The sequence below is a fragment of the Streptomyces sp. Act143 genome, assembly GCF_003143935.1.
Taxonomy (GTDB): domain Bacteria; phylum Actinomycetota; class Actinomycetes; order Streptomycetales; family Streptomycetaceae; genus Streptomyces.
Map to the genome: position 1 here is coordinate 1047959 of NZ_QFRX01000001.1, position 26230 is coordinate 1074188.

General features: G+C 71.3%; 17 protein-coding genes. 7 read left to right on the forward strand and 10 right to left on the reverse strand.

Annotation, left to right across the window (positions count from 1 at the left end; translation table 11 throughout):
* Nucleotide 1: 1 nt before the first annotated feature.
* Nucleotides 2-802, reverse strand: a complete 801-nt coding sequence (locus DI272_RS04640; protein WP_109493854.1) for a crotonase/enoyl-CoA hydratase family protein — start codon at nucleotides 800-802, stop codon at nucleotides 2-4.
* Between the two features lie 166 nt (nucleotides 803-968).
* On the opposite strand from DI272_RS04640, the gene DI272_RS04645 reads away from it, so the two are divergent.
* On the forward strand, nucleotides 969-2579 hold the full coding sequence (locus DI272_RS04645) for an acyl-CoA synthetase (protein WP_109493855.1): 1611 nt from the start codon (nucleotides 969-971) through the stop codon (nucleotides 2577-2579).
* A 116-nt stretch (nucleotides 2580-2695) separates the two neighbouring features.
* On the forward strand, nucleotides 2696-4468 hold the full coding sequence (locus tag DI272_RS04650; RefSeq protein ID WP_109493856.1) for a sulfatase: 1773 nt from the start codon (nucleotides 2696-2698) through the stop codon (nucleotides 4466-4468).
* Nucleotides 4469-4472: 4 nt separating this feature from the next.
* Here DI272_RS04650 and DI272_RS04655 read toward each other — a convergent pair whose 3' ends face one another.
* From DI272_RS04655 to DI272_RS04665, 3 genes are read right to left on the reverse strand one after another with little or no spacing between them, the layout of a single operon-like run.
* Nucleotides 4473-5159: an alpha/beta fold hydrolase gene (locus DI272_RS04655; RefSeq protein ID WP_109493857.1), complete on the reverse strand. Its 687-nt coding sequence runs from the start codon at nucleotides 5157-5159 to the stop codon at nucleotides 4473-4475.
* A gap of 37 nt (nucleotides 5160-5196) precedes the next feature.
* Nucleotides 5197-6063, reverse strand: coding sequence for an alpha/beta fold hydrolase (locus tag DI272_RS04660; RefSeq protein ID WP_109493858.1), 867 nt, complete (start codon nucleotides 6061-6063; stop codon nucleotides 5197-5199).
* A gap of 46 nt (nucleotides 6064-6109) precedes the next feature.
* A complete protein-coding gene (locus DI272_RS04665; RefSeq protein ID WP_109493859.1) occupies nucleotides 6110-6568 on the reverse strand; it encodes a hypothetical protein in 459 nt (152 codons plus the stop codon).
* A 145-nt stretch (nucleotides 6569-6713) separates the two neighbouring features.
* On the opposite strand from DI272_RS04665, the gene paaK reads away from it, so the two are divergent.
* Nucleotides 6714-8009 carry a phenylacetate--CoA ligase PaaK gene (gene paaK / locus DI272_RS04670; protein ID WP_109493860.1) on the forward strand — a complete coding sequence of 432 codons (1296 nt, stop codon included), beginning with the start codon at nucleotides 6714-6716 and terminating at the stop codon, nucleotides 8007-8009.
* Between the two features lie 60 nt (nucleotides 8010-8069).
* Here the strand turns inward: paaK and DI272_RS04675 are convergent, their stop codons facing one another.
* Nucleotides 8070-9563 carry an acyl-CoA synthetase gene (locus tag DI272_RS04675; protein WP_109493861.1) on the reverse strand — a complete coding sequence of 498 codons (1494 nt, stop codon included), beginning with the start codon at nucleotides 9561-9563 and terminating at the stop codon, nucleotides 8070-8072.
* A 63-nt stretch (nucleotides 9564-9626) separates the two neighbouring features.
* On the opposite strand from DI272_RS04675, the gene DI272_RS04680 reads away from it, so the two are divergent.
* On the forward strand, nucleotides 9627-12020 hold the full coding sequence (locus DI272_RS04680; protein WP_109493862.1) for a penicillin acylase family protein: 2394 nt from the start codon (nucleotides 9627-9629) through the stop codon (nucleotides 12018-12020).
* Nucleotides 12021-12074: 54 nt separating this feature from the next.
* Here DI272_RS04680 and DI272_RS04685 read toward each other — a convergent pair whose 3' ends face one another.
* The 3 genes from DI272_RS04685 to DI272_RS04695 all read right to left on the reverse strand — a co-directional run bounded on the left by DI272_RS04685 (nucleotide 12075) and on the right by DI272_RS04695 (nucleotide 15976).
* The gene (locus DI272_RS04685; RefSeq protein ID WP_181387085.1) at nucleotides 12075-13220 is read right to left on the reverse strand and encodes a toll/interleukin-1 receptor domain-containing protein; all 1146 of its coding nucleotides are present in this window, start codon (nucleotides 13218-13220) and stop codon (nucleotides 12075-12077) included.
* 78 nt (nucleotides 13221-13298) lie between these two features.
* Nucleotides 13299-14870 (reverse strand): acyl-CoA synthetase, encoded by a 1572-nt coding sequence (locus DI272_RS04690; RefSeq protein ID WP_109493864.1) that lies wholly within the window; start codon nucleotides 14868-14870, stop codon nucleotides 13299-13301.
* Nucleotides 14867-15976 (reverse strand): nitronate monooxygenase family protein, encoded by a 1110-nt coding sequence (locus tag DI272_RS04695; protein WP_109493865.1) that lies wholly within the window; start codon nucleotides 15974-15976, stop codon nucleotides 14867-14869. Before DI272_RS04695 ends, DI272_RS04690 begins: the two co-directional genes overlap by 4 nt.
* 104 nt (nucleotides 15977-16080) lie before the next feature.
* Between DI272_RS04695 and DI272_RS04700 the strand changes: the two genes are divergently transcribed.
* The 3 genes from DI272_RS04700 (at nucleotide 16081) to DI272_RS04710 (ending at nucleotide 22149) form a co-directional block, all read left to right on the forward strand.
* The gene (locus tag DI272_RS04700) at nucleotides 16081-17844 is read left to right on the forward strand and encodes a serine hydrolase domain-containing protein (RefSeq protein ID WP_109493866.1); all 1764 of its coding nucleotides are present in this window, start codon (nucleotides 16081-16083) and stop codon (nucleotides 17842-17844) included.
* 139 nt (nucleotides 17845-17983) lie between these two features.
* The gene (locus DI272_RS04705; RefSeq protein ID WP_181387086.1) at nucleotides 17984-18367 is read left to right on the forward strand and encodes a toll/interleukin-1 receptor domain-containing protein; all 384 of its coding nucleotides are present in this window, start codon (nucleotides 17984-17986) and stop codon (nucleotides 18365-18367) included.
* A 20-nt stretch (nucleotides 18368-18387) separates the two neighbouring features.
* Nucleotides 18388-22149, forward strand: coding sequence for a HEAT repeat domain-containing protein (locus DI272_RS04710; protein WP_181387087.1), 3762 nt, complete (start codon nucleotides 18388-18390; stop codon nucleotides 22147-22149).
* Between the two features lie 12 nt (nucleotides 22150-22161).
* On the opposite strand, the gene DI272_RS04715 is transcribed toward DI272_RS04710, so the two are convergent.
* Nucleotides 22162-23730, reverse strand: coding sequence for an NAD(P)/FAD-dependent oxidoreductase (locus DI272_RS04715; protein WP_181387088.1), 1569 nt, complete (start codon nucleotides 23728-23730; stop codon nucleotides 22162-22164).
* Nucleotides 23731-23939: 209 nt separating this feature from the next.
* On the reverse strand, nucleotides 23940-26183 hold the full coding sequence (locus DI272_RS45955) for a serine/threonine-protein kinase (RefSeq protein WP_109493869.1): 2244 nt from the start codon (nucleotides 26181-26183) through the stop codon (nucleotides 23940-23942).
* Nucleotides 26184-26230 lie beyond the last annotated feature (47 nt).

Sequence of the window (26230 nt, forward strand, 5' to 3'; positions counted from 1 at the left end):
TTCAGTGGCGCTTGTAGACGGGCGGGCGCTTCTCCGCGAAGGCGCGGGCGCCTTCCTTGGCGTCGGCGGTGTCGAACACCGGCCAGCCGCGCTTGAGTTCGGCGGCGAGGCCCTCGGTCTCGGTGAGTTCGGCGGTCTCGTAGACGGATGCTTTGACGGCCTCCACCGCCAGCGGGCCGCAGGCGTTGATCTGTTCGGCGATCTCCAGCGCCTTGTCCAGGGCCGTGCCGTCCGGGACGACATGCCCGATCAGGCCGACGCCGGCGGCCTCCCGGGCGCTGTACGGGCGGCCGGTGAGCAGCATCTCCAGGGCGTGGGTGCGCGGGATCTGGCGCTGGAGGCGGACCGTGGAGCCGCCGATCGGGAACAGGCCGCGCCTGACCTCGAACAGCCCGAAGGTCGCCGATTCACCGGCGACGCGGATGTCGGTGCCCTGGAGCATCTCGGTGCCGCCCGCGACGCAGTGGCCCTCGACGGCGGCGATCACCGGCTTGCGGGGGCGGTGGTGGCGCAGCATGGCCTTCCAGTGCAGGTCGGGGTCGGCCTTGAGCCGGTCCCGGTACTGCTCGCCCGCCATGCCCTTGCCGGCCAGGGCCTTGAGGTCCATGCCGGCGCAGAACGAGCCGCCCGCGCCGGTGAGCACGATGGAGCGGACCGTGTCGTCGGCGTCGGCTTCCAGCCAGCCGTCGTACAGCCCGACGAGCATCGCCGACGAGAGCGCGTTCTTGGCCTCCGGCCGGTTGAGCGTGAGCACCAGTGTGGCGCCCTCGCGCCGCACGGTGAGGTGTTCCGTGCCACCCATGAACCGTCTCCCCTCTGAAAGAACGAGAACAGGTTGCAGGAGCGGACCGGCCTCTTCAAGAGTTTTCTGACAGACAGTCAGATTTGTTGTGCGCGGCCCCTTCCCAGTTGTGCCGCCCTTTGCTCTGATGACCGGCAACCGGTGCAGGGCGAGGTCAGGAGGAGCGGTGGAGTACAACCTTGTCGACCTGTTCGAGTCGGTCGTGGACGTGGTCCCGGACCGCGAGGCGCTCGTGTACCTCGACATCCCCGGCACGGGAGCGGAGCGCCGGTTGACCTACGCGGGGCTCGACACGGCAGCCAACCGCATCGCCCACCACCTGATCGACAGCGGCATCCGGCCCGGTGAGCACGTGGGGCTGCACCTGTACAACGGCATCGAGTACCTCCAGGCCGCGATCGGCTGCCTCAAGGCGCGGATCGTGCCGGTGAACGTCAACTACCGTTACGTCGAGGACGAGTTGGTGTACCTGTACCGGGACGCCGACCTGGTGGGGCTGTTCTTCGACGCGGAGTTCGGCGACCGGGTGGCGGCGGCGCTGCCGTCGGCCGGCAAGCTGCGGCATCTCGTCCGAGTGGGGGACGGGGAGGGCGGGCCGGACGCCGTGGCGTTCGCGGACGCCGAGGCCGCCGGGTCACCCGGGCGCGGCTTCCCGCCCCGCTCGCCGGACGACCAGTTCATCATCTACACCGGCGGCACCACCGGGATGCCCAAGGGCGTGATGTGGCGTCAGGAGGACCTGTTCTTCTCGGGGATGGGCGGCGGCGCCCCGACCGGTGAGCCGGTGCGGAAGCCGGAGGAACTCGCGGAGCGGGTCGCCGCGGGCGGCGCGGGGATCACCTTCTTCCCCACTCCCCCGCTGATGCACGGCACCTCCACCCTCACCGCCTTCATCGGCTTCAACTTCGGCCAACGCGTCGTGATCCACCGCAAGTTCGTGCCCGAGGAGGTGCTGCGCACCGTCGAGAAGGAGCGCGTCACCAGCATGTCCCTGGTCGGCGACGCGATGCTGCGGCCGCTGATCGACGCCCTCGAGGGCCCCATGAAGGGCACGGACACCTCGTCGATGTTCAGCGTGTCGTCCTCGGGGGCGATCATGTCGGACACCGTGCGCCGGCAGTTCCAGGCACTGGTGCCGAACGTGATGCTGCTCAACAACTTCGGTTCCTCGGAGTCCGGCTTCAACGGCACCGCGACGGACGACTCCGGCCCCGAGCGGGGCTTCCGCGTCCGGGTCAACTCCCGTACCCAGGTGGTCGATCCGGCCACCTACGAGCCGGTCGCGCCGGGCGAGGTGGGCCGGGTCGCCCAGTGCGGCCACGTGCCGCTCGGCTACTACAACGACCCGCGGAAAACCGCCGAGACCTTCTTCGAGAAGGACAGCGAACGGTGGGTGCTGCTCGGCGACATGGCCACCGTCGACGAGGACGGGGTCGTCGTCGTGCTCGGGCGCGGCTCGCAGTGCATCAACACCGGGGGCGAGAAGGTGTACCCCGAGGAGGTCGAGCAGGCGCTCAAGTCCCATCCGGACGTGTACGACGCGCTGGTGGCCGGGGTGCCGGACGCGAAGTGGGGCCACCACGTGGCCGCCGTCGTACAGCTGCGGGACGGAGCGTCCCGGCCGTCCCTCGACGACATCCAGGCACACTGCCGCTCCCACCTGGCCGGCTACAAGATCCCCCGTCAACTGGTGATCACCGGGGCCATCCGGCGCTCCCCCAGCGGCAAGGCGGACTACCGGTGGGCGCGGGAGGTGGCGGTCCGGGCGGACGGGTGAATTCCGCTCGCCCTCGATTGAACCGTCGGTGACACGCGGACGTACTGGTGGTGGCAGGCTCGCTCGCAGAGCTCTGTTCGTCATGCCATCGCAAGACCGTACGGAAGGACCGCCGGGTGTCGCTCTTCACACCTCGCTCTCGTCAGTCGTCGGACAGCACCGAGGGGTCGGACGGCACCGGGAGCGAGGAACCGGCTGAGACGGAAGCGGCAGCGGAGCCGGAGGAGACGGTCCCCGCCGGGAAACCCGGCTGGTTCGGCTGGCGCCGCCGCTTCCCCCGGACCGCACGCGGCGTGGGCATCGGTACGACCGTGCTGGCCGCCGCGCTGGTGCTCGGCGCGCTCCTCGTGCCCAACCGCCTCGACTGGATCAGGTTCGAGTCCTTCCTGCGCCTGCCCGTCGAGGCGATCCTCCTCGCGGGGCTGCTCCTGGCGCTGCCGGGCCGGGCACGCCGGATCACCGCCGTCGTCTCGGGGGTGTTCCTGGGGCTGTTCACGGTCGTCAAGTTCCTCGACATGGGCTTCCGGCAGACTCTGGCCCGGCCGTTCGACCTGGTCTTCGACTGGATCCTGCTGGACGACGCGGCGGATTTCGTCCGGGAGTCCTACGGCCGTTCCGGCGAGCTGCTCGCGATCACCGCGGTGATCGTGCTGTTCGTGTCCGTGCTCGCGCTCTGCACGCTCTCCGTGGTGCGGCTGACGAACCTCATGGCCCGGCACCGGGCGGTGGCCGCCCGGACGACGCTCGTCCTGGGCACCGTCTGGATCGTCTGCTTCACCATGGGCGTGCAGTTCAGCGGGCTCACCTTCGCCACCAAGGGCAACATCCAGTTCGTCGCCAACCGGGTCCAGCAGGTGCACGACGGGCTCGTCGACGCCAAGGTCTTCGAGAAGCAGGCCGAGGTCGACGCCTTCGCCAACACCCCGCCGGACCAGCTGCTGACGGGGCTGCGCGGCAAGGACGTGCTGTTCACCTTCATCGAGAGCTACGGCCGGGTCGCGATCGACGACCCGGCGATGGCCCCGCAGATCGACGCGGCGCTCCAGGACGGCGACAGCAGGCTGAAGGCGGCCGGTTTCCAGTCCCGCAGCGGCTGGCTCCGCTCGCCCGTCACCGGCGCGGGCAGCTGGCTGGCGCACTCCACGTTCCTGTCCGGTCTGTGGGTGAAGAACCAGCAGCGGTACCGCAGCCTGACCACCGGCGACCGCGCGACCCTCACCAGCTACTTCCGGAAGACCGGGGCCTGGCGGACGGTCGGGATCGTGCCCGGGGTGCGCAAGTCCTGGCCCGAGGGCAAGTACTTCGGCCTCGACCACATCTACGACTCCACCCACCTCGGCTACAACGGCCCCTACTTCAGCTGGACACCGGTGCCCGACCAGTTCAGCCTGGAGTCCTTCGAGCGGCTGGAGCACGGCAAGAAGAACCGCGACCCGATCATGGCGGAGATCATCCTCGCCTCCAGCCACAACCCCTGGTCCCCCATCGCCCACATGATCGACTGGGACCGGCTCGGCGACGGCTCGGTCTTCGAGCAGATCAAGAAGGAGGGCACCGACCCCAAGGAGGTCTGGAAGAGCGCGAAGCGGGTGCGCACGGAATACCGCAAGGCCATCGAGTACTCCCTGCAGAGCCTCACCGAGTGGGTCGAGCGGTACGGCGACGACAACACCGTCCTCGTCTTCCTCGGCGACCACCAGCCCGTCCCGACCGTCACCGGCGGCGACACCGACAAGGACGTGCCGATCACCGTCGTGGCCCGCGACCCGAAGGTGCTGGACCGGATCTCCTCCTGGGGCTGGACGAACGGCCTCAAGCCGGCCGGGAACGCACCGGTGTGGGGCATGGACACGTTCCGGGACCGATTCATGACGGCGTACGCGAAGTAGCGCGTCAGCCCACCAGAAAGGGCTCCACCGCGTCCAGGAACTCATCGGGACGTGTCTCGTGCACGAGATGCCCGGCCCCATCGACGGTGACGAGCCGTGCGTCGGGAATGACATCGGCGACGGCCGCCACCTGGGCCTGCGGGACCAGGCTGCTCGAACCGCCCCCGATCACCAGCGTGGGCATGGTGATCCGCCCCATGTGGTCCCACCACACCGGATCGGGAGCGTTCCGCTGCCCGTCCGTCTGCTCGACCATGGCCCAGTCGAACGGCAGATCACCCTCGGGCCGCGCGGCGGGCGGCCGGGGCGGGTCGAGGGGGAAGGGCGCCGGTACGTCCTCCAGGACGAGGCGCCGTACGCGGCCGGGGGCCCGCTGGGCGAGCAGGTAGGCGACGGTGCCGCCGAGGGAGTGGCCGACGAGGTCGGTCCGCCGGATGCCGAGCGCGGCGAGGAAACCACGGACGTCGTCGCACATCGCCTCGCACGCATAGCCGCCCGGCCAGTCGCTGCGCCCGTGACCCCGCAGGTCCGGGGCGTACACCCGGCGCGGCCTCGCGGCGAGACGTTCGGCGATCGGGGTCCAGTCCGCGCCGTCGGCGCCACGGCAGTGCAGCAGGACGACGGGGGGCGCCTCCTCGGGGCCCCAGGTGCGGTACGCGAGGGTGATGCCGTTGGTCTTGACGGTGTCCATGCCGGGCAACGTATCCGGGCGCCGGCGCTGTGGGTCGCTACTCTGTCGTGGGCAGAGGCGGCGTCCCGTTCCCGGTGAGGAACGCGCCGACCCGTCGTGCGAACCACTCCGGGTCGTCCAGCCATGGATAGTGCGCGGCGCCGGGCTGGACGGCGAGTTCGGCGTGCGGGAAGACGTCGGCGGTGCGGCGGGCCAGCTCGGGCCGAGGGGCACCGTCGAGTTCGCCGGCGAGGATGAGGACCGGGGCGGTCAGGCGGGTGAGCGCGGCGCGGGTGGCGGGTGGGTCGTAGGCGCCGGCGGAGCCGTACACCTCTGCGGCCGCGTCGTTGAACTCCTCGTCGCCGCGGGCGTGGTGCTCCTCGGCGGCCTTGTCCCAGCGGCCGTAGAAGAACGGCGCGAACGCCGGATCGTAGTCGCCCGCCCCGCTCAGCCAGGCCTCGTAGGCCGGGAACGCCGTACGGAACCACGGCTCACCCTCCCGCAGGCGCGCGGCTGCCAGCCGGTCCTCGGCGGTGGCCGTCGTGCCGAGGGCCCACGGGTTGGCGGCGACCAGCACCAGCCGTCCCAGCCGCTCCGGATGCCGGGCGGCGTACAGCATGGCGAGGGCACCGCCGGCCGAGTGCGCGAGGACGTCCATGCGCTCCAGCCCCAGCCGCGCCCGCAGCGCCTCCACGTCGGCCACGAGCCGGTCGCACCGATACGTCGCGGGGTCCGACGGGACGGCGGAGTCGCCGGTGCCCCGCAGATCGAGCAGCACGAGCTGCCGGTGCGCGGCGAGACCGCCCAGGTCGCCGAGGTAGCGCGAGGCCTGCATCGGCCCTCCGGGCAGGACGACGAGCGGGGTGCCCTCGCCCTTCAGGTGGTAGACGAGCTCGGTTCCGTCGGGCGCGGTGAAGGTCGGCATGGCGCCGATCCTCATGACCGACCGGCGCCGCCGCAACGGATTTCGTTCACAGGGCGAGGGGGCGGTGGGCGAGGGCCGCGTCGACGATCTGCTCGGCGGAGGCGTCCACCAGGTCGGCGGGCGGATGGAAGAGCAGGTCCGAGGCGCCGGGATGGGCCACGTTCGCCCGGAAGAGGAGCAGGAAGTACGGCTGGTCCGGTCCGGGCTCCAGGGCTCCGCGGACGATCTCGACGAGTTCGTCGCGGGTGATGTCCGGGACCCGCGGCCACGCCGGGCGGGCCGCTTCCCGCGCGAATTCCTCCGCGCTCCGCCAGCCGTCATAGGTGAGGAAGTCGTGGCGGCCGTAGGAGTGCCCGGTGTCCTCGTCGAACGCGGCGATCGCGGCGTCCGCCGCCCGCTGTTCGCCCTTGTGCAGCAGCTCCTCGATTCGCACGATGTCACGCGCCAGGTCACGCAGCCGCTGTTCCGGCACCGGGGCCGGTCTGAGTTCGGGTCGCAGGTCCACCCGCCCATCCTGGCGCCCCGGCCCTGCCGGAAAAGTGTCGGCCCACCTCTTGCTTGATCCTCGATGGCCTGAATTACTGATCCCGAAGACATCGACCGAATGATCGGTCGCCCGGATTGCTGTGGTTGGTGAGGGAGGCGTCCCGATGGCGGATGCGGCGGAGCTGCTGGACTCGGGGGAACGTCTGGACGGGCCGGGGCTGCGGACCCTTCAGCTGGAGCGGCTGCGGGCGTCGCTGCGGCACGCCTACGACCAGGTGCCGTTCTACCGGGAGTCCTTCGACAAGGCGGGCGTCCACCCCGACGACTGCCGCTCGCTCGCCGACCTCGCCCGCTTCCCCTTCACCAGCAAGGCCGACCTGCGGGAGAACTACCCGTACGGCATGTTCGCGGTCCCCCAGGACCGCATCCGCCGCATCCACGCCTCCAGCGGCACCACCGGACGCCCGACGGTCGTCGGCTACACCGACGGCGACCTCTCCCTCTGGTCGGACATGGTGGCCCGTTCGCTGCGCGCCGCCGGCGTCCGGCCCGGTGACATCGTCCATGTCGCCTATGGATACGGACTGTTCACCGGCGGACTCGGCGCGCACTACGGTGCCGAACGGCTCGGCTGTACGGTCGTCCCCGCGTCCGGCGGCATGACCGCCCGCCAGGTCCAGCTGATCCAGGACCTCAAGCCCCGCGTGATCATGGTGACGCCGTCGTACATGCTCACGATCCTCGACGAGTTCGAGCGGCAGGGCGTGGACCCCCGCGGCACCTCCCTGGAGGTGGGCGTCTTCGGGGCCGAGCCGTGGACGGAGCAGATGCGGCGGGAGATCGAGGAGCGGTTCGCGATCGACGCGGTCGACATATACGGGCTGTCGGAGGTGATCGGCCCGGGCGTGGCGCAGGAGTGCGTGGAGACCAAGGACGGGCTGCACGTGTGGGAGGACCACTTCTACCCCGAGGTCGTCGACCCGATCACCGGTGAGGTGCTGCCGGACGGCGAGCAGGGGGAACTGGTCTTCACCTCGCTGACGAAGGAGGCGATGCCCGTCGTCCGGTACCGGACGCGGGATCTCACGCGGCTGCTGCCGGGCACCGCACGGGTGTTCCGGCGGATGGAGAAGGTCACCGGGCGCAGCGACGACATGGTGATCCTGCGGGGCGTCAATCTCTTCCCCACGCAGATCGAGGAGATCGTGCTGCGCACTCCCGGTGTCGCGCCGCACTTCCAGTTGCGGCTCACCCGGGAGGGGCGCCTCGACGCCCTCACCGTACGGGCCGAGGCCCGGCCCGATGCCACGCCGGACGACCGGGACGCCGCCGCGCGGTCCATCGCCGCGGCCGTGAAGGACGGCATCGGTGTGTCGGTCGGCGTCGAGGTCGTCGAACCCGAGTCGCTGGAGCGGTCGGTGGGCAAGATCCGGCGGATCGTGGACCTGCGGCCCCGCTAGGGCCTGTCGTCAAATTCCCGTCGTCCGCCCGCCGGGCAGGCGGGAATTTGACGACAGGCCCTAGGAGAACCGGTCCCGCAGTTCCCGCTTCAGGATCTTCCCGCTCGCGTTGCGCGGCAGCTCGGCCACGAACACCACCCGCTTCGGTGCCTTGAAGTGGGCGAGCTTCTCGCGGGCGTGGGCGATGAGCTGGGCCTCGTCGACTTCGCCGCGCGGGACGACGACCGCTGTCACCGCCTCGATCCAGCGTTCGTCGGGCAGGCCGATGACCGCGACCTCGGCGACGCCCTCGTGGGTGTAGAGCGCGTCCTCCACCTGCCGTGAAGCGACCAGTACGCCACCGGAGTTGATGACGTCCTTCACCCGGTCGACGATAGTGAAGTAGCCGTGCGCGTCACGCACCGCGAGGTCGCCGGAGTGGAACCAGCCGTCCCGGAACGCCTCCTGGGTCTCCTCGGGCTTGTCCCAGTACCCCTCGCACAACTGGGGTGATCTGTAGACGATTTCGCCGGGCGTGCCGTCGGGGACGTCCTTGCCGTCCTCGTCCACGACCCGCGCGTCGACGAAGAGCACCGGGCGTCCGCAGGAGTCCATCCGCCCCTTGTGCTCGTCGGGGGCGAGCACGGTGGCCAGCGGGCCGATCTCGCTCTGCCCGAAGCAGTTGTAGAAGGCGAGGCGGGGCAGGCGTTCACGCAGGCGCTCCAGGACCGGCACCGGCATGATCGACGCGCCGTAGTAGGCCTTGCGCAGGCCGTCGAGGTCGCGGGTGGTGAAGTCGGGGCGGTGGGACAGGGCGATCCACACCGTGGGCGGCGCGAAGAGGCTGTCCGCGCGGCCCGCCTCGATCAGGTCGAAGAGGCGGTCGCCGTCGGGGGCGTCGAGGATGATGTTCGTCGCGCCGACGGCGAGGTAGGGCAGCAGGAACACGTGCATCTGCGCGGAGTGGTAGAGCGGGAGCGAGTGCACGGGGCGGTCGCCGGCGCTCAGGTCGAGGGCGGTGATCGCGCTCAGGTACTCGTGCACCAGGGCGCGGTGCGTCATCATCGCGCCCTTCGGCAGGGCGGTCGTGCCCGAGGTGTAGAGCAGTTGGACGAGGTCCTCGCTGCGCGCCTCCGGGCCGTCGTACGCGGGCGCCGCGGGCAGCCGGGCGAGCAGCGAGTCGTCGGCTTCCCGCAGTGCCAACGACCGGACGCCGTCCGGGAGTCGGGCGGCGAGGTCCGGATCGGTGAGGACCAGTGCGCTGCCCGACTGGCCGATGATGTACGCGAGGTCGTCGCCGGTCAGGTTCTGGTTCACCGGGACGTGCACGAGGCCGGCGCGGGCGCAGGCGAGGAAGGCGATGAGGTAGGCGTCGGAGTTGTGGCCGTAGGCGCCGACCCGGTCGCCGGGCGCGAGGCCCGCGCCGAGGAGGACGCTCGCCGCGCGGGAGACGGCCGCGTCGAGTTCCTCGTACGTCCACGAGCGGTCGCCGTACTCCACCGCGACGCGCGCCGGGGTGCGCCGGGCGGTGCGTCGAAGCACCCCGTCAACCGTGCTGCCGTGTCCTGGCGTCATGCAGGACAACCTACCCGTTGGTACGCTCAACCGCTCCTTCCCTCAATGACGTTGGGAGGCACCATGCGCACCCGCCACAGACGAGCCGTCGTCGCGGCCGTCGCTCTGCTCACCGCCGCCTCGGCCCTGCCGGCCGCCGCGGCCCAGAGCCAGGGCCGTCAGGAACATCCCTCGCACGGCGGTCTGTCCGCCACCATCCGCTACACCGAGTACGGCATCCCGCACATCGTCGCCAAGGACTACGCGGACCTGGGCTTCGGCACCGGCTGGGCGCAGGCCGCCGACCAGGTGTGCACGCTCGCCGACGGTTTCGTGACCGTGCGCGGCGAGCGGTCCCGCTTCTTCGGGCCCGATGCCGCGCCCGACTTCTCGCTCTCCTCCGCCACCAAGAACCTCTCCAGCGACCTCTACTTCCGCGGCGTCCGGGAGTCGGGGACGGTGGAGAGGCTGCTCGCGCAGCCGGCTCCGGCGGGGCCGAGCCGGCAGTCGAAGGACCTGATGCGGGGCTTCGCCGCCGGGTACAACGCCTGGCTGCGGCAGAACCGGATCACCGACCCGGCGTGCAAGGGCGCCGCCTGGGTCCGGCCGGTGACCGAACTGGACGTGGCGGCCCGCGGGTTCGCGTTCGCCGTGCTCGGCGGTCAGGGCAGGGGCGTGGACGGCATCACGGCCGCCCAGCCGCCGGCCACGGCCGTGACAGCCGCGCCGAAGGCCCAGGACACGGCTCGCGCGGCCCGCGAGCTGCTGGCGGCCGACTCCGCCGACATGGGTTCCAACGCCGTCGCCTTCAGCGGCGCCACCACCGCGAACGGCCGCGGTCTGCTGCTGGGCAACCCGCACTACCCCTGGCAGGGCGGCCGCCGCTTCTGGCAGTCGCAGCAGACGATCCCCGGTGAACTGAACGTCTCCGGAGGCTCGTTGCTGGGCTCGGCGACGATCTCCATAGGCCACAACGCCCGGGTGGCGTGGAGCCACACCGTCGCCACGGGCGTGCCCCTCGACCTTCACCAGCTGACCCTCGACCCGGCCGACCCGACGGCGTACCTCGTGGACGGCACGTCCGAGCGGATGACGAAGCGCACGGTCACCGTCGAGGTGAAGGACGGCGCCCCGGTGACCCGGACCCAGTGGTGGACGCGGTACGGCCCTGTCGTCAACTCGCTCGGCGCGTCGGTGCCGCTGCCCTGGACGACCACGACGGCGTATGCCCTCAACGACCCGAACGCGGCCAACCTGCGCGCCTCCGACACCGCCCTCGGCTTCAGCAGGGCACGCGGCACGGCGGACGTCCTGCAGTCCCTCCGGCGGACGCAGGGACTGCCGTGGGTGAACACGATCGCCGCCGACGCGGCCGGTCACTCGCTGTTCACCCAGTCCCAGGTGCTCCCCCGCATCACCGACGACCTGGCCCAGCGCTGCTCCACCCCGCTCGGCAAGGTCACCTACCCGTCCGCCGGTCTGGCCGTCCTCGACGGCTCGCGCGGCGACTGCGCGCTCGGCAGCGACCCCGACGCCGTGCAGCCGGGGATCTTCGGCCCGGCGAGGATGCCGACCCTCACGGACGCCCCGTACGCCGAGAACTCCAACGACAGTGCCTGGCTGGCCAATGCCGACCGGCCGTTGACCGGGTACGAGCGGATCTTCGGCACGATCGGCACCCAGCGCTCGATGCGGACGCGCGGGGCGATCGAGGACGTGGCGGCGATGGCGCGCAGTGGCGACCTGAGCGTGCGGGACCTGCAACGCCAGCAGTTCGCCAACCGCGTCCCGGCGGGCGATCTGGCCGCCGCCGACGCGGCGAAGGCCTGCGCCACGCTGCCGGGCGGCACCGCAACCGGCAGTGACGGCAGGGCCGTCGACGTCACCGAGGCGTGCGGAGTGCTCGCGGCCTGGGACCGTACGGCCAACACCGGCAGCCGGGGCGCGCTGCTCTTCGACCGCCTGTGGCGCCGTATCCCGGCGGCCCAGCTGTGGAAGGTCCCGTTCTCGGCGTCCGATCCGGTCGGCACCCCGAACACCCTCGCCACGGACACCCCGGCGTTCACCGCCGCGCTGGCGGACGCGGTCACCGAGCTGCGCGCGGCGGGCATCGCGCTCGACTCCCCGCTCGGGGACCACCAGTTCGTCGTCCGCAACGGCAAGCGCATCCCCGTCCCGGGCGGTACGGAGTCGCTGGGTGTGTGGAACAAGGTCGAGCCCGTGTGGGACGCCGCGAACGGCGGCTACACCGAGGTCACGACCGGCTCCAGCTACATCCAGGCGGTCGGCTGGGACGGCAGCCGCTGCCCGGTGGCCCGCACCCTCCTGACGTACTCCCAGTCCTCGAACCCCAACTCCCCGCACTACAGCGACCAGACCCGCCTCTTCTCCCAGGAACGCTGGGTGACGTCCCGGTTCTGCGAGAAGGACATCCTGTCGTCGCCGGGACTGAAGATCGTGCACGTGCGCGAGCGTTGACCGGGGGTGGTCCCGTCCGGCACGGAACCACCGTTCCGTGCCGGACGGGGCCGCTCAGTCCTCCCCGGCGAGAAAGGCGCGCAACTCGGCGTGGGTGCGCACATAGAAGTGGTCCCAGTCGTACGGCCGCATGTCCGCGCTCAGCTCGATCAGCCGACCGGACAGGGTCACCGGCGGCAACTCGGCGAGTCCGGCAAGCCCGAAGAGCCCGTTGGCGACCCGGAGGATCTCGTTGCGTCCCGTGTCGACCCGGTCCATGAGAGCGATCGCGTCCCGCACGTACTGCCGTGACACGCTTCCTGAGGAGATGAGACCGCGCAGGTAGAACTCCATGTGCCAGATCCTGCCGTCCTCGCGCCCCGGCGCCTGCTTGCCGATCTCGCGGGATGCCTGGTCCGGGGCCGCAAGATGGCTGTGCAGATGAGCTACGGCACGCTCCAGGGCGGCGATGTGGTTCCTGATCCGGTCGAGCGACGAGACGAACGGTTCGGTCTCGAACTCGCTGCGCCTGGCGATCTCGTAGAGGTTGCCCTCCCAGGCCGGGGTGCGGACCTGCCCGGTCAGCATCGCCAGACTGATCTGGTTGCAGGCCTGGTGCACCGCCTCCAGTGAGGCTTCGAAGATGCACGGCATGGTGAACGCGGGGCGATCGAGGAGGTCCCGGTATCCCCGGATCCGGTCCAGGTCGCGCGAGCGTGCGGGAGTGGACTCTCGCTCGCCAACGCTGTGCGCGCGCCGCCCGTCCACCGTGGCGAGGCGCGTCACCGCCTTTCTGATGCCGGTGGCGACGTCGGCGAAGGCGTTGTCCCTGTCCTCCCACGACGTCACCGGCCGGGCGCCGGAGGGCAGCGCCTGGAGTGCCATGAAGCGCACGCCCACCAGGTCGACCGGCCTCAGCAGCACCGGTATCACGACGCACTCACCGAGCTCGTGGCGGCGCAACGCCTCGGCCAGTTCCACGTCATGGCAGTAGTCCGAAGCCATGAAGTCGGGGCTGATCAGCAGCAGGACGACATCCGCCGTCCGCAGATGCCGGTCGATCTCTCCCTGCCACTCCGCGCCGGCCGAGATCTCGCGATCGTGCCAGCCTCTGAGGACGCCCTGCCGTTCCATGGTGCGTAGATGCTTCGACAGCTCGTCACGCAGCGCTTCGTCCTCATGGGCGTACGAGTAGAAAAGAGTGAAGCCCTGCTCTTCCACGGAAGCCCCCGCAACGCTGACGCACAGAACTCGCGCCTCGTAGCGTAGGACGCGTGAGCCCACGGCGCAGCGGCTCCGTCAGACCGCCCGCGTGCGCCCCTCCCAGTACGGATCGCGCAACCGCCGCTTGTACAGCTTGCCGTTGGGGTCGCGGGGCATCTCGGTGATGAAGTCGACCGTCTTGGGGCACTTGTAGCCGGCGAGTTGTCCGGCGCAGTGGGCGAGGAGGTCAGCCGCCAGGTCCGGTCCGGGGTCGTGGCCCGGAGCCGGTTCGACGACCGCCTTGACCTCCTCGCCCCAGTCGTCGTGCGGGATGCCGAAGGCGGCGGCGTCGGCGACGGCGGGGTGGGACAGGAGGGCGGACTCGATCTCGGCGGGGTAGATGTTGACGCCGCCGGAGATGATCATGTCGATCTTGCGGTCGCGGAGGAAGAGATAGCCGTCCTCGTCGAGGTAGCCGAGGTCGCCGACGGTGAAGAAGTCGCCGATGCGGTTCCTCCTCGTCTTGGTCTCGTCCTTGTGGTACGAGAAGCCGCCGGTGTTCATCTTCAGGTAGACGGTGCCGAGTTCGCCCGCCGGCAGCCGGTTGCCGTCGTCGTCGAAGATCGCCAGTTCGCTGATGGGCCAGGCCTTGCCGACCGTGCCGGGCTTCTTCAGCCAGTCCTCCGCCGTGGCGAAGGCGCCGCCGCCCTCGCTGGCGGCGTAGTACTCCTCCACGCACGGACCCCACCAGTCGAGCATCGCCCGCTTGACGTGGTCGGGGCAGGGTGCGGCGCCGTGGATGGCGTGGCGCATCGAGGACACGTCGTAGCGTGCGCGGACGTCCTCGGGCAGGGCCAGCAGACGGTGGAACTGGGTGGGGACCATGTGGGTGTGGGTGCAGCGGTGCGCGTCGATCAGGCGGAGCATCTCCTCGGGCGTCCATTTGTCCATCAGGACGAGTCGGTGGCCGATGTGCAGGGACGCGGCCGCGAACTGGAGCACCGCCGTGTGGTAGAGCGGCGAGCAGACGAGGTGGACATTGTCGTCGTACGGCTTGATGCCGAAGATGCCGAGGAAACCGCCCAGGTACGCCTCCTCCGGGAGCCTGCCGGGCAGCGGGCGGCGGATGCCGCGGGGGCGGCCGGTGGTGCCCGAGGTGTAGTTCATGACCCAGCCGAGCTCGCGGTGCTCGGGCGCCGACTCCGGCTGCCCGTCGAGGAGTTCGGCGTACGGCCGGAAGCCCTCGATCTCGCCGACGGCGTACCGGTGGGTGGCGGGGAGGCCGGCTTCCTCGGCGGCCTGGCGGGCCGGTCCCGCGAAGCGCTCATGGGCGAGGAACACCTTGGCGCCGGAGTCGGCGACGATCCAGGCGATCTCGGGGCCGACGAAGTGGTGGTTGATCGGGACGAGGTAGAACCCGGCCTGGGTGGCGGCGAGGTGGGCGGTGAAGAACTCGACGCCGTTGGGCAGGACGACCGCGAAGGCGTCACCGCGGCGCAGACCGGCGGCGCGCAGACCGTGCACGAGCCGGTTGGCGGCGCCGTGCAGACGCCCGGCGGTCCACTGCTCGCCGTCGGGAGCGACGAGGACGGCACGGTCGGGGTCGGCGGCGGCCTGCGCCCAGAATCCGGCGGGGGGCGTACTCGACGTGTTCGTCGCACTCGTCACCGGTCGCTCCTTCCGGCGATGCGGTTGATGTGGTCGACGGCCCGCTCGAAGCCGCGGGTGAGGTCGTCGAAGACGTCCTGGACGCTGCGTTCGCGGTTCATGCGGCCGACGATCTGTCCGACGGGGGTGCCGAGCAGGGGCTCGACCTCGTACTTCTGGATGCGGGTGAGGGCGTCGGCGACGAGGAGGCCCTGGAGCGGCATGGGGAGGGTGCCGGGGCCGTTCGGGTCGTCCCAGGCGTCGGTCCACTCGGTGCGCAGCTGGCGTGCGGGCTTCCCGGTGAGGGCGCGGGAGCGGACGGTGTCGGAGGAGCTCGCGGCGAGGAGTTTGCGGGTCACCGCGGGCGAGGACATGTCGGCCTCGGTGCAGGTGAGCCAGAGCGAGCCCAGCCACACGCCCTGGGCGCCGAGGGCCAGGGCTGCCGCCACCTGCTGCCCGCTGCCGATGCCGCCCGCGGCCAGCACCGGGAGCGGGGCGACGGCGTCCACGACCTCCGGGGTCAGCACCATGGAGGCGATCTCGCCGGTGTGGCCACCGGCCTCGTAGCCCTGGGCGACGACGATGTCGATGCCGCCCGCCTTGTGCTTGACGGCGTGCCGGGCGCTGCCCGCGAGCGCGGCGACGAGGACTCCGCGGTCGTGGGCGCGCTCCACGACATCGGGGGGCGGGGAGCCGAGCGCGTTGGCGAGCAGCTTGATCGGGTAGTCGAAGGCGACGTCGAGCTGGTTGCGGGCGACCTGCTCCATCCAGCCGGTGATGCGCCACCCGGCGGCCTCGCCCTCGGCCAGCTCCGGTACGCCGTACTTGGCGAGGGTGTCGCGGACGAACTGCCGGTGCCCTTCGGGGATCATCGCCTCGACGTCGGCCTCCGTGACGCCCTCGACCTTCTTGGCGGGCATGACGACGTCCAGGCCGTACGGCTTGCCGTCCACATGCGCCTCGATCCAGTCGAGGTCGCGTTTGAGGTCGTCGGGGGCGGTGTAGCGGACCGCGCCGAGCACGCCGAAACCACCGGCCCGGCTGATGGCCGCAGCGACGGCGGGGAACGGCGTGAAGCCGAAGATGGCGTGCTCGGCTCCCAGTTTCTTGCTCAGCTCCGTCTGCATGGGCGCAGGATGCCGCAGTCCCGCGGAGGACGGAAGAGTTTTTCTGATGCTCCGTCAGATTACGGCCCGGGTCCAGGGTTTCCTCCCGGGGATAGAGTTTCCCGATGACTGATGAGGCGCACACCGGACCGACCCGTCGTCAGCTCGCCCGAAGAGCGCTCGCGCTGGGCGGCGCACTCGCCCTCGCCCCGTTCCCCGCCGGTCCCGTCTCAGCGGCGACTCCCGGCGGACAGCCGACCCTCCGCCATGGAACCGCACGACAGGCCGGTCTCCTTGAGGACCATCTCCGCCGACTCGTCACCGAAGCCGAGCAGTTCCTCGGCCCCTCCCCCAAACACCCGTGGTACGCGGGCGCCGTGCTCCTCGCCGGGCGCGGCGGCACCGTGGCCCTGCACCAGCCGATCGGGACGGCGGTCCGCTACTCCGCGTACGACGAGAAGACGGACACCGGCGTCGAGTTCCCGCCCGCCGACCGGATCGCGATGGCCGAGGACACCGTCTTCGACCTCGCCTCGGTCTCCAAGCTGTTCACCTCGATCCTCGCCGTGCAGCAGATCGAACGGGGTGCACTGGAGCTGGAGGCGCCGGTCGCCTCCTACCTCCCCGACTTCGGCGGCGCGGGCAAGCAGGACATCACGATCCGCCAGCTCCTCACGCACACCTCGGGCTTCCGCGCCTGGATCCCGCTCTACAACGCGCCGACGTACGAGGAGAAGCTCCGCCTCATCTGGAACGAGGCCCCGCTCAACCCACCGGGCACCAAGTACCTGTACTCCGACCTGAATCTGATCTCGCTCCAACTGGTCCTGGAGAAGCTCACCGGCCGCCCTCTGGACGTCCTCCTCCACGACGAGATCACCGCCCCGCTCGGCATGCGCCGCACCCGCTACAACCCGCCCGCCTCCTGGAAGGCCGAGATCGCGGCGACGGAGGACGCCCGCAAGCCCTGGTCCGGCCTGGACCGGGGGCTCGTGTGGGGCGAGGTGCACGACGAGAACGCCTTCAGCCTGGGCGGCGTCGCCGGTCACGCGGGGGTCTTCTCCTGCGCCTGGGACCTGGCGGTGCTCGGCAGGACCCTCCTGAACGGCGGGACGTACGGCACGGCACGCATCCTGCGCCGGGACTCCGTGGAGCTGATGTTCACCGACTTCAACACCGCCTTCCCCGGCGACGAGCACGGCCTCGGCTTCGAGCTCTACCAGCACTGGTACATGGGGGCGATGGCCACCCCGCGCACCGCGGGCCACACCGGCTTCACCGGCACCTCACTGGTCCTCGACCCCACGACCGACTCCTTCCTGATCGTGCTGGGCAACTCGGTCCATCCGGTGCGCAGTTGGCGCTCCGGTTCCGCGCCCCGGGTCGCCGCCGCCAACCACATGGCCCGCGCCGTGCCGGTCCGCCCACGGCACGGCCGCACCGCCTGGTTCTCCGGCATGACGAGTGCGGCGACCGCGACGCTCACCCTCCCCGCCCTCGACACGTCCGCCGGCGGCGCGCGGCTGCGCTGCGCCCTGTGGTGGGACACCGAACCCCAGGCGGACGTCCTGGCGTTGGAGGCTTCGACGGACGGTGGCACGACCTGGCAGCCGGTGCCGTTCACGACCGACCGCCCGGACGAGCGGCACCCGTCGGGAACGGTCACCGGCTGGTCCGGCCGGGTCTGGCACCGGCTCACGGCGGACCTTCCGGCACACACTCAACTGGCCCTGCGCTGGCGGTATCTGACGGACCGGCTGTACGTGGGGCGCGGGGCGTATGTCGACGGGCTGCGCGTACGGGCAGGCGAGGCCGTCCTGTTCGACGGGGCGCGGCCGGCGGACGCGGCACGGATCGCGGCCGTGGGCTGGAGTACATCCGCCGACTGACTCCGTCGTGGTCCGCCGACGGCACCGGTGGGTAGCATATGTCGGCATCACATGAACAAGCCTTGCGATCCGGACCGGGATCGCGAGGGTTTCCCTGTGCGCGACTCCGTGTGCGCGACCGTCGGACCTGGGAATGGGCATGGCGAACGTCTTCATCAGCCACCGCAAGGTGGACGTGTCCGCCGCGCAACGGCTCGCCGAGGAGGTCTCCGCCGCGGGGCACCGCGTGTGGTTCGACGAATGGGAGATCGGACTCGGCGATTCCGTCGTGGAGCGCATCAACGCGGGCCTCGAAGGCACCTCGTATCTGGTGCTGTGCTACTCCGCGGCCGGGGTCACGAGCCCCTGGATCAGCCGGGAATGGATGTCGACCCTGCACCGCCAGCTGGAGGGCTGTGGCGTGCGCATCCTGCCGGTGAGGTTCGGTGGTGCGGCTCCGGCGATTCTGTCCGATCTCCGGTCCGCGGACCTGTCGCAGGACTGGGACCGCGGATGCGAGCAGCTCATGAAGGCGATTCGCTGAACGAACGACACGGGGGCTCGATGGTCCGGATCCTGATCGCGCATGCCGACGGCGACGAGGCTCTCGCCGCCGAGATCGCGGCACCGCTGGAGAAGGCCGGCTATGAAGTGCTGCACCACGGCAGCCTGTTCGTCGGCGACTCGCTCATGCAGCAGGCGTCCCAGGCGATCGCCCAGGGCAGCCCGGTCATCCTGTGCGGAACCGTCACCGCCATCGGGACGGGCTGGGCGAACTTCCTCGTCAACGCGGCACGCAGGCACGGAGAAGCCCGGATCTTCGCCCTCCAGATGGAGAAGAACGCCTATCTCGACTTCCTGACCCTCGACGGCCGGATCGCCCGGTACTGGCAGGATCCCGCCCGCGCGATGAACGAGCTCATGGAGGCGCTGTCGGAGTACTACCCGACCCGGCGACCGGCGGGCGCCGACCCGCGGCTGGACCAGCTCGAACAGCGCTATCGGGAACTGACCCTCGAGACCTGCGACATCGTCGATCTGGCGAACCTCCCCATCGGGGACCGTGATCTCATCACCAGGGACCTGCAACTGCGCAGCCTGTACGTGTCCCTGCGCGTGACCGTCGACATCCCCCCGGGGATCGACCCGCACGATCTCGACCGGAAACTGCAGAGTCTCGAGGCACGGCGCAACGACCACGACGACGACACGCAGGACGCCGGCGCGCGCTTCTCGGTCGGGGAACGGCTCGCGGACTCCACTCACCTGGTGGTCCTGGGCGATCCGGGCGCCGGGAAGAGCACCATGCTGCGCTGGATAGCGACCGCGTACCTGCTGCGTCTGAAGTCCGATCCCGAATGGAGCCAGCTGCCGGACGTCGACACCCTTCCCGACACCGACTGGCTGCCCCTCTTCATCCGCTGCCGCGATCTGGACGAGCGGAGGATCACGGGATCGCTGGAGGACATGATCCAGCACCATCTGTGCGACACGGAGTTCTCCAGCGACGAGGCCACCGAACTGACCCCGCTCCTGCTGCGCCGCCTTCGGGAGGGCAGAGCGCTCCTGCTGATCGACGGTCTGGACGAGATCTCCGACACCGCCCTGCGGGCCCGCTTCTGCCGCAAGGTCGAGAAGATCCACCTCGGCTTTCCCGAGGCCCCGATCATCGTCACCTCACGGATCGTCGGCTACCGGGAGATGGGGCTGCGCATCACCCGGGGATTCGAGCACGTGACGGTCCAGGACCTGACGTCCGAGGACAAGGACGACTTCGCCCGCCGCTGGTGCGTGGTGACCGAGCCGTCGGCCCGCCGGGACAGCGCGGCGCAGGAGCTGATCAGCGACATCCACAGCACCGACCGCATCGAGCGGCTCACCGGCAACCCCATGCTGCTGACCACCATGGCGCTGGTGAAGAAGAAGGTCGGGAAGCTGCCGAGCCGCCGGGCGGACCTGTACCGGGAAGCCGTGGACGTGCTGCTGCACTGGCGCAGCGACGTGGACGAGCGCATGGATCCGCACGAGGCGCTCCCGCAACTCCAGTACCTCGCCTACGCCATGTGCGAGTCCGGCACCCAGCAGATCCGCCAGGACGAGGTCATCGACGTCCTGGAGCGGATGCGCCGGGAGTTCCCGGCCGTGCACGCGGTCAGCCGGCGTTCGTCGGTCGAGTTCCTGCGCCGGTTGGAGCGGCAGACCGGAATTCTCGTCGAGTCCGGCCATGTCAGGCGTGACGGCCGGCTGGTGCCCGTCTACGAGTTCCGGCATCTGACCTTCCAGGAGTACCTGGCGGGCCTGGCCCTGGTCGCCCGCAGATATCCCGGGCGTGACCGGCGGATATCGCTCGCGGACCACGTCGCCGCCCTGACCTCGGAGACCTCCGTCGTCACCACTTCGATGGAGCACCTCGACGAAGTGGTCTCGGACAACTGGCGGGAAGCCATCCGGCTGTGCGTGATGACCTGCAACGACGACGACGTGGACAGCGTCCTGCGCGCCATCGCCACACCTCGGTCGGCAGAGGCACCGGCCACCGCACGCCCGCGGGCCACCCTCGCGTGTGCCTGCCTGGCGGACGAGCCCAATGCCAGCAAGGAAGCCGCGACGGAGATCGTCACCCGGTTCGTCGCGGCGCTGACCGCGGAGGACGGGACAGGTCCTTCGGTCACCGTCGCCGACACCGTCCTCAGAGAGATGGGAGGTTCCCGCTGGGCCGCCCTCCTCAGCCGGACCATCGTCACCCACTGGCTGGAGAACCCTTCGCAGCACGAACGGCTGGCGGGCCCCGCCTCCTTGGTGCTGGGCCAGACGGCACCGAAAGAGGAGGAGGAGGCTCTGACCACCTGGGTCCGGAACCAGGTCGCCCTCCTCGACGAACCCGAGCCGGCGGTGGCCGTCGAAGCCGCCCTGGCACTCATGGACCTCGCCTACAGCCGAGGACTCGTCATGGAGCCAGGTCTGCTGCCTGGCCTCATCTCCATGCTGACCCGCGGTCCCTGCGAGGCGACGGCGGCGGCGTGGGCCCTCGGCTGGACCAAGATGTCCTCCATGGACGCGCACTGGGCCGACACATCCCAGGAGCTGGCGGCTGTCATCACCTCCAGGAGCCTCACTCCCGCGGCCGTCATGTATCTCCTGTGGTGCTTCGACCAGGTCGCGCCGGCACAGCGCGATGACATGGCCGCGGCGGTGATGGACGCCTTTGTCGCCGCTACCGAAGCAGGGCGCAAGCAGCTCGGCGACTCCTACTGCACCCTGTTCCCCGATGTGGTCGCGCCCGTCGTCCGGGCGACCGGGCACCCGCGGTACGACGTACGCCTCGAAGCCGCGCTGCTGCTGAAACAGCTGGACGGGCCGCAGGCGGTGAAGCCCTTGTCGGACCTGCTGACCGACGAAGAGGGCGCAGCACAGCGTGAGGTGGTCGTCAGGGCTCTCGCCGAGCTGAACGACTCACGAGCGGTGGAGCCCCTGTTCCGCTTCCTGCGGTTCCCCGACGGCACCACGAACCCCGTGGTCGCCTCCGCCCTCGGTGTCCTGCGCGACCCGCGCGCGCTCCCACCCCTGCTGGACGTCCTCCCGCGCACCAGTGGCATGACGCGCGCGGGAGTCGTCAGCGCTCTGGGGCGACTTCGTGATCCCAGAGCCGTGGAACCCCTGCTCGCCCTGCTGGTCACCCCCAGGAACCGGCCGGACCCCGCCGTCGCGAAGGCCCTGGGTGAGATCGGGGACGCGCGGGCGGTGGAGCCCCTGCTCGGCGCGCTGCCCAAGGCGCGGGGCGATGCACGCATGGCCGTCGTGGAAGCGCTGGGACTTCTCGGCGACGCCCGCGCTGTCGAACCACTCCTGACCGCGCTGACGCAGACCTCCGACGACGCGGCCTCCTACACCGAGGAGGAACTCCCGGACATCGTCAGGGCCATCGTTCTCATCGGCGACCCGGGGGCGGCGCGACGCCTGTCCGAACTCCGCACGGAGGAGGACCGGCGACTCGATGTCGTCCTGACCGCCGCGCTGGGGGCACTGGGAGACACCACGGCCCGCCGTGCCGTGCACGAGGCCATGGCGCACAGCGACAAGGAGATCAGGCGCAAGGCACTGTGGTCGCTCGCGACCCTGGAGCGCGACGAGGTGACCAGGGTGCTGCTCTCCAGGGACCATGACGGCATCGCCCCCGGCCTCGACCCCCAGGACGAGATCGAGGAATCGAGCCTGGGACCGTACGCCAGGATTCTGGGCCTGCCGGTCCGGGAAGTCCGCTCCCGGTACGAGGAATTGGCGGAACGCTTCCCCCTCACCCTGGGTTGGCGCCCGCCGCCCGCCTGAGAACCGCGCCTCTCACCCTCCGACCGCCTCCAGCACCGCCTTCGCCGCGTTGTGCCCCGGCACCCCGCTCACCCCGCCCCCGCGGACCGCGCCCGCGCCGCACAGCAGCACATTGGGGTGTCGGGTCTCGACGCCCCACCGGCCGGTGTGCTCCTGGGCGTACGGCCAGGACAGCTCACGGTGGAAGATGTTGCCGCCCGGCAGCCGCAGGTCACGCTCCAGGTCCAGCGGTGTCTTCGCCTCGATGCACGGCCGCCCCTCCGCGTCGGTGGCGAGGCAGTCGGCGATCGGCTCGGCGAGGTGGGCGTCGAGCTGGGCGACGGTCGCCTTCAGCAGCTCCTCGCGCACGGCGGAGTTGTCGCCGTCGAAGAGCCGCGCGGGCGTGTGCAGTCCGAACAGCGTCAGCGTCTGGTACCCCCGCGCGACCAGCTCCGGTCCCAGGATCGAGGGGTCCGTCAGCGAGTGGCAGTAGATCTCCGAGGGCGGCGCGGAGGGCAGCCGGCCCGCGGCGGCCTCCGCGTGGGCGGTGGCGAGTTGCCGGTAGCCCTCGGCGATGTGGAAGGTGCCCGAGAACGCCTCGCGCGGGTCGACGGAGGTGTCCCGCAGCCGCGGCAGCCGCTTGAGCAGCATGTTCACCTTCAGCTGGGCGCCCTCGGCGGGGGCCGGAGGCGCGTCGCCGGTGAGTTCGGCGAGCGCCTGCGGGGAGGCGTTCACCAGCACGTGCCGGGCCGCGGCCACGCTCTCGCCCTCGGCCGTCCGGTACGTCACCTCCGCCGTACGCCCGTCCGTGGCGATCCGCACCGCCTCGTGTCCGGTGGCGAGGACCGCGCCCGCGTCCCGCGCCGCCGCGGCCAGGGCGTCGGTCAGGGCGCCCATGCCGCCGACGGGCACGTCCCAGGCGCCGGTGCCGCCGCCGATCACGTGGTAGAGGAAACAGCGGTTCTGCGCGAGGGACGGGTCGTGGGCGTCGGCGAAGGTGCCGATCAGGGCGTCGGTGAGGACCACGCCCCGGACCAGGTCATCGGCGAAACGGTCCTCCACGGCGACGCCGATCGGCTCCTCGAACAGGGCCCGCCATGCCTCCTCGTCGTCCACCCGGCGGCGCAGCTCCTCCCGGGTGGGCAACGGCTCGGTGAGGGTCGGGAAGACCCGTTCGGCGACCCGGCCGGTCATGCCGTAGAAGCGCTGCCAGGCCTGGTACTCGCGCTCGCCGCCGGTGAGCCGCGCGAAGGCCTCCCGGGTGCGCCGCTCGCCGCCGCCGACCAAAAGGCCGGTCGCCCGGCCGTCCCGTTCGACGGGGGTGTACGACGAGATCGTGCGCGTACGGACCCGGAAGTCGAGGCCGAGATCCCGCACGATCTTCTTCGGCAGCAGGCTGACCAGGTAGGAGTAGCGCGACAGCCGGGCGTCGACCCCGGAGAAGGGCCGGGTGGAGACGGCTGCGCCGCCGGTGCGGTCCAGCCGCTCCAGGACCAGGACGGACCGTCCGGCCCGGGCCAGGTAGGCGGCGGCGACGAGGCCGTTGTGTCCGCCACCGACGATCACGGCGTCGTACCTGCGAGGTGCCTCGGATGCGCTCATGGTCCTTGGTAACACGCGATGATCTAGGTCGGCCAGAGGGCGACGGCGGGGCCCGGGCGCGGGCTCGCCGCGGTCGCCCCGTTCCGAACGTCACCTCCCCCTTGCGGGAACCGCCCGCCTTCGCACACTGCAGCCCCGCGCTGCACACGTCGCCGCCCCGGTCAGCTCACTGCCCGCCCGCCCCGCGCCGAACCCGTCACCGCCTCTGGTCAGCCGCCGCCCGCCGCGCGCTGCTGCCGCAGCACCGCCACCCTCCGGTACAGCTCGACGGCCTCGGCGCCGCGGCCGAGTTGTTCCAGGCAGTGGGCCTCGTCGTTGCGGCTGGCGAGGGTGTCGGGGTGGCCCGCGCCGAGGACGCGTTCGCGGGCGGCGGCCACGCGGCGGTACTCGGTGAGGGCGTCGGTCCAACGGCCCAGCCAGCCGAGGCCGACGGCGACCTCGCGGCGGCTCACCAAGGTGTCGGGGTGCTCGGGGCCCAGGACGCGCTCCCGGATGGCGCACACGTCGCGGGACTCGGCGAGGGCCTCCTCCCAGCGGCCGAGGCGGCCGAGGTTGACGCCGAGGCCGTGCCGGGCGCGCAGGGTCTCGGGGTGGGCGGGGCCGTTCACGCGGGTGCGGTCCTCGATGAGGTCGCGGTAGAGCTGGAGGGCCTCGGCGCTGCGGCCCAGGCGGCCGAGGCTGATGCCGACCTCGTAGCGGGCGGCGAGGGTGTCCGGATGGTCGGGGCCGAGGGCCTGTGCGCGGGCCTCTGCGACCTCGTGGTAGGTCTGCAGGGCCTCCGGCCAGCGGCCCAACTGGCCGAGCGCGTAGGCGACTTCGTAGCGGGTGACCAGGGTGTCGGGGTGGGTCGGACCGAGGACACGGGCGCGGGCCGCGGCCACGTCGCGGGCCATGCGGTAGGAGTCCTCCAGACGGCCGAGGCGACTGAGGTTGAAGGCGAGGTTGTGGCGGCAGCGCAGGGTGTCGGGGTGGTCGGCGCCCATGGTGCGTTCGCGGGCGGCCAGGACCGACTGGTAGACCTGGTGGGCGTCGAAGTGGCGGCCCAACTGGCCGAGCACGTAAGCCATTTCCTGGCGGGCGGCGAGGGTTTCGGGGTGGTCGGGGCCGAGGGCGAGGCTGCGGGCCCGGGCCACGTGCTTGTACTCGCGCAGGGCGTCGGCGGCGCGGCCGGTGCGGGAGAGGGTGAAGGCGACCTCGTAGCGGCTGGCGAGGGTGTCCGGGTGGTCGGGGCCCAACAGGTGCTCGCGCTCGGCGGCGACCGCGCGGTGCACCTCGCCCGCCTCCGCCCAGCGGCCGAGGCGGCCCAGGCTGAGCCCCGCGTTGTGCCGTCCGGCCAGGGCGGTGATCGCTTCCTGGGAGGGCGCGGGCGGTTCGTCGGGGACGGGTTCGGAGGGCCGGGCGACGACCGTCCGCGGGATCCACTCGCCGGTGAGGGCGGCGCCTTCCCCGGGCGGCGCGGGACCGGCGCCGGGGCCGATCGCCTTGTGGCCGGTGGTCATGCCCCGGGTCCAGGAGGGCAGGCGGGTCTCGCGAGCAGGCGGCGGTCCGAGGGCCGGGCGGAGCGTCGGCTGCGGGGTCACCACGGTGGGCACGTACGTCGGCGTGGTACGGCCCAGGCTGAGCCGGCGAGCCAACTCACGTGCGTCGTGCGGGCGTTGTTCGGGCAGCTTGGCCAGCAGATCCAGGATGATCTTCTCGAAGTACGCGGGCACCTCCGGGCGGTGGCTGCGCGGCGGGCGGGGCGGGGTGTCGCGGTGGCCGACGAGGATCGCCCAGGCGTCGTCGAGGTCGAACGGCGGCACGCCGGTGGTGATCTCGTACAGCACGCACCCCAGCGAGTACAGGTCGCTGCGCTGGTCGACCTCGGAGCCGCCGATCTGCTCGGGGGACATGTAGTGCGGGGTGCCCATCGCGATGCCGGTGCCGGTGAGCCGGGACGTGAAGCCGATGTCGTGGCCGAGCCGGGCGATGCCGAAGTCGCAGATCTTCACGGTGCCGTCGGCCAGCCGCATGATGTTGGCCGGCTTCAGGTCGCGGTGCACGATGCCCTGCTGGTGGGTGTAGGCGAGCGCGGCGGCCACCTGGTCGGCGATGTCGACGACGTCCGGGACGGGCAGCGGATGGTGCCTGTTGTCCTCCAGGAGCTGGCTGAGGTTGCGGCCCTCCAGCAGCTCCATGACGAGGAAGAGGATGCCGTCGGACTCGCCGAAGTCATGGACGACGGTGATCCCGCGGTGCTGGAGGGCGGCGGCGACGCGGGCCTCCCGCCGGAACCGCTCGCGCAGGACGCGGGTGAAGGCCTGGTCGTGGGACGGGCCGAGCGGCTTGAGGCACTTCACGGCGACCCGGCGGCCCAGCGACTCGTCGCGGGCCCGCCACACCTCGCCCATGCCGCCGCGCCCGATCAGGTCGAGCAACCGGTAGCGGCCCTGGATCAGCTTGCTGTCCCCCATCTGCTGCGATCGCCCCCGTCGAAGTCTCGCCGCCCCGCCCCTGGTCC

Excerpts from the sequence above, each read along its gene's own strand:
- paaK (WP_109493860.1), top strand. The coding sequence starts at position 6,714 with ATGGCGGATGCGGCGGAGCTGCTGGACTCGGGGGAACGTCTGGACGGG.
- DI272_RS04660 (WP_109493858.1), bottom strand. The coding sequence starts at position 6,063 with ATGCCGACCTTCACCGCGCCCGACGGAACCGAGCTCGTCTACCACCTG.
- DI272_RS04695 (WP_109493865.1), bottom strand. The coding sequence starts at position 15,976 with ATGCAGACGGAGCTGAGCAAGAAACTGGGAGCCGAGCACGCCATCTTC.
- DI272_RS04700 (WP_109493866.1), top strand. The coding sequence starts at position 16,081 with ATGACTGATGAGGCGCACACCGGACCGACCCGTCGTCAGCTCGCCCGA.
- DI272_RS04640 (WP_109493854.1), bottom strand. The coding sequence starts at position 802 with ATGGGTGGCACGGAACACCTCACCGTGCGGCGCGAGGGCGCCACACTG.
- DI272_RS04705 (WP_181387086.1), top strand. The coding sequence starts at position 17,984 with ATGGCGAACGTCTTCATCAGCCACCGCAAGGTGGACGTGTCCGCCGCG.
- DI272_RS04710 (WP_181387087.1), top strand. The coding sequence starts at position 18,388 with ATGGTCCGGATCCTGATCGCGCATGCCGACGGCGACGAGGCTCTCGCC.
- DI272_RS45955 (WP_109493869.1), bottom strand. The coding sequence starts at position 26,183 with ATGGGGGACAGCAAGCTGATCCAGGGCCGCTACCGGTTGCTCGACCTG.
- DI272_RS04655 (WP_109493857.1), bottom strand. The coding sequence starts at position 5,159 with ATGGACACCGTCAAGACCAACGGCATCACCCTCGCGTACCGCACCTGG.
- DI272_RS04715 (WP_181387088.1), bottom strand. The coding sequence starts at position 23,730 with ATGAGCGCATCCGAGGCACCTCGCAGGTACGACGCCGTGATCGTCGGT.
- DI272_RS04675 (WP_109493861.1), bottom strand. The coding sequence starts at position 9,563 with ATGACGCCAGGACACGGCAGCACGGTTGACGGGGTGCTTCGACGCACC.
- DI272_RS04680 (WP_109493862.1), top strand. The coding sequence starts at position 9,627 with ATGCGCACCCGCCACAGACGAGCCGTCGTCGCGGCCGTCGCTCTGCTC.